This window comes from Rhodococcus sp. 27YEA6 (genome assembly GCF_044908235.1).
Taxonomy (GTDB): domain Bacteria; phylum Actinomycetota; class Actinomycetes; order Mycobacteriales; family Mycobacteriaceae; genus Rhodococcus_F; species Rhodococcus_F qingshengii.
Genome location: NZ_JBIYCY010000056.1, coordinates 1 through 3,261 on the forward strand (window position 1 = coordinate 1; position 3,261 = coordinate 3,261).

A 3,261-nucleotide genomic window follows, 5' to 3' on the forward strand; every position below is an offset into this window, starting at 1 on the left:
GTGGGGAACTATCTGGCCGTACGCGGGGAGAAACCATGGCCACAAAATGCGCCATAAATGGCCGCCAGTGGGGAGCTTACGATGGCCGTCGACAGACGGTGCCCTCGTGATCAGCTGCGATATCAAAAAATCCAATCAACTCGCCGAAAGCTTCTCCGAATACGGCAATCGCTTCACAGCCAGCCTCGACCTGAAACAAGCGAAAAAGACACTTCTCGGATACGGCGAATACGACTACGGGAACACACCCTGGTCGAAAACGACTCCCGCACAGCAGGAGTCAACATCAGTGACGGCGCCACCGGACAAGTATCGGGAAGTTACGTCAACATGGAAACCGGCCTCACAATCGACGTCTACAGCATGACCGACAACGCTGCTGTCACTAGCTTCTTCAAAAAGACAGGGTTCCTCTGATTGTCCAGTCCACCAAAAGCCGAGCCACGCAGGACGAATGTTTGACCACCACGATCCCGCGATTCCCATCCCGAAAGACTCTTCCCACCCGCGCCTCACCTAGCACGATCACGCTCGCCCGGCCTGCCGGCTGGCACTCCACCACGTCGTGAACAGACCAAGCCATCACCACGGACGAAGAAACAACCGGCGCTCGAAGTAAAGAGACCGAAGACATGAGATGCCCGCCAGCTTTCGTCTCGACTGTGCCCGCCGCACATCACGAAGCGCTTTGGCAGATGATCCATTGGCGGTCATACCAAGTTCCTCACTCTCCGACGAGGGCCGGGTCTGTACCGTCGCCACGCACCCGACATATTCGGAACGTGTGACAATCGGGACGAGGTAGAAGCCCGCTGCCCCCGGCGAGTGGACAGCCGGAGGGCAGGTCCTGCGCGGACGAACTGACCACTCAGAATCACCGCAGCAACAAGATGCTAACCAAATTCGAACCCGAAATGCCAGTTTTCCTGCAGTGCTCAATGTTTGGGATCTTCGTCCACTATTCCGACGACAGACGTGATAGGTCAGGAGTGCACACTGAATGAGGGGTGCATCCGCGAATCCGTCGATGACTCAGAGGTCCGAGAGAAGCGATTACAGGACAGGCGGGCAGTATGGCGGTGGTGCACCCGATACCGGACACGCGGTGTACGTGCCGAACCAAGGACGATGAAACCCGAATCCGAAATGACCGTCGCTCAAGGTGGCAACCACACCAACGAAAACCCTGGTGATTCAGCCGATACCGAGTCAGAGGCCAGCGCCGTACCCGTGGACGCGATGACCGCTGAGTGTCCATCGCGGCATCGGCGTAGGAGCAGCATCCTGAGTCGGTGTCGGAACGACTCGACTAGCCACCGAGCTTTTCGCACCATCACGACAGAAGTACTGTCGTCAAAACTCACGCTCCCCCCCGGGAGAATTCAGTAAGCAGCGCCACACCGATATCGAGTCCACGAATCCATGAAAAAATTCAGGCCATGCGGACAGGATTCGGAGTGTGGATTCGTGATCAGATCGATGCTCGGGGCTACGAGAGCACCGAGGAGGCTGCCCGGGCGCTAGGGGTGTATCCGTCGTTGCTGCGTCATTGGGCAACGATCGTGCGATCGCCGTCCCCGCAAGTTCTTCGGCAGGTCGCAGTGTTGTTCGATGCGCCCATACAAGACGTGCTGATCGCCGCCGGCTACATGACCGAAGAAGAGAACCGCCCTCTCTCCCCGACCAGGATGTCGCTGCAACAAATGTCGAACAAGCAAATCCTCGACGAGATATGCCGCCGCACAGTAGGAGACACCGGAGGACCCCCTATTCCAGTGCGAGTGAACGGAGTACTTCACACCCCAGACGGATGGACCAGCACACCTTAGGCGTTCCGCCCCTCGGTTCGTTCGCTGTATCGAGACCAATTGCTAGCAAGCCGAGTCGTCCTGCCGCTCGTCGGACGCACTCTCACTGCCGCGCTGGCAAGGGAAGCAAGCAGCGAGTGGGCAGAGCAGACCACGTAGGGTCTTCGGCAACCGCACCCCGACGATCGAGGCGATCACCCGGCCCCAACAGCACCAAGTTACTGCAGATCGAGGTGCAGCCGCAGCGCGTCCTCGAGTGCGGCGAAAGTCTCCATCCCGACCTTGCCGACAGGTTCAGGATCCAGACGCCGAACCGATACCGAACGCACTTGCTCCGCTTGCGCTTTCGACGCTCGCGCCAAACCTGACTCGTCGGACTCGACAATCACCTGAAACGGAAACACGTGCGCGGTATTGGTAGTCAACGGAACCACGGTGATCACGCCCCTGCCGAGATTTTCTGCAGTAGCGTTGGCCCGGTCGTTGCTCACCACCACCGCCGGTCGTCGTTTCGCCGCTTCACTGCCCTGCGCTGGATCGAGATCCACCCAGTGAATGTGCGCGCGGCGAATCATTCGGTGTCTGCCGAGACAGCGTCCCACACTTCATCTACGTCACCTTCAGCAAACGCTGCAGCGTAGTCACGTTCGAGTCCGGACGTCGAGAGTAGGCGGAGTGCGGCTCGAATTCCTGCCGACCGGCCACGAAGTCCGTGATCACGCACATACTCGTCGAGTAGGTGCGCATCCTCGTCAGGCAGACTTATGGTAAATTTCGTGGTCATACTTTAAGCGTACCAAAGTATGATCTGGCGGTAACCCGCGAAAACGGCTACACCGCCTCACCAGCAAGAAAGAGCCCATTCAAGGAGGCAACCACCCCGACGCGTCTCCCTCATAGCCACCTCAGAGCCATTGGTCGTCGCGCATTTTCGCCCAGAATTTCAATTCAGATAGCGACCTCCGTCGAAACTGGTTGTTGCACAGTCACTTAAGAACTGACATAACTTGCAGTTGCCGATGAGATATTTCGACTGTTACCGCTCGTTATCCCGGCAATAACCACGGACTATCGGATCCCCGTCGCATGACGAAAGACGTGCGGGCCGATCCACATGATCAACTGTCTGCGCTGCCTCGGATGTCGCCGCGGTGCAGGGACGCGAGTTCGGCGAGGTGAGTTCCGACCCGATCAAGCGGGACACCGACCGTGACGAGATCGCGAAAACCTCGTCCTGCACCTATCCCACCGTATAGGTCGGCAGATGCACACAATGGCCTAACGTCGACCACGTCCAGCGCCGTCGTCTCGACAGCAGGACCCACACCACCATCAAATGCCGAGAGCTGCGTGCATGGAGTTGAGTCCCGGATAGTGGTGTAGCGCGGTCGCCGAGATCGTCCCGATGCTGGACGTGGACGCGGCCACCGCGTGATTCTTCAAGAGATCTCTC

Annotated in this window: 4 protein-coding genes; 2 read left to right on the forward strand and 2 right to left on the reverse strand. The window is 58.5% G+C overall.

The window, feature by feature from the left end:
• The coding region (locus ABH939_RS33045; RefSeq protein ID WP_404650735.1) for a hypothetical protein at positions 1-367 on the forward strand (367 nt) is incomplete at its 5' end.
• Between the two features lie 1,072 nt (positions 368-1,439).
• Positions 1,440-1,829, forward strand: coding sequence for a helix-turn-helix transcriptional regulator (locus ABH939_RS33050; protein ID WP_007728194.1), 390 nt, complete (start codon positions 1,440-1,442; stop codon positions 1,827-1,829).
• Positions 1,830-2,026: 197 nt separating this feature from the next.
• Here ABH939_RS33050 and ABH939_RS33055 read toward each other — a convergent pair whose 3' ends face one another.
• Positions 2,027-2,383 (reverse strand): type II toxin-antitoxin system PemK/MazF family toxin, encoded by a 357-nt coding sequence (locus ABH939_RS33055; RefSeq protein ID WP_003943396.1) that lies wholly within the window; start codon positions 2,381-2,383, stop codon positions 2,027-2,029.
• A complete protein-coding gene (locus ABH939_RS33060; protein WP_151097304.1) occupies positions 2,380-2,592 on the reverse strand; it encodes a ribbon-helix-helix domain-containing protein in 213 nt (70 codons plus the stop codon). The genes ABH939_RS33055 and ABH939_RS33060 overlap by 4 nt, the downstream gene beginning before the upstream one ends.
• Positions 2,593-3,261: the final 669 nt, after the last annotated feature.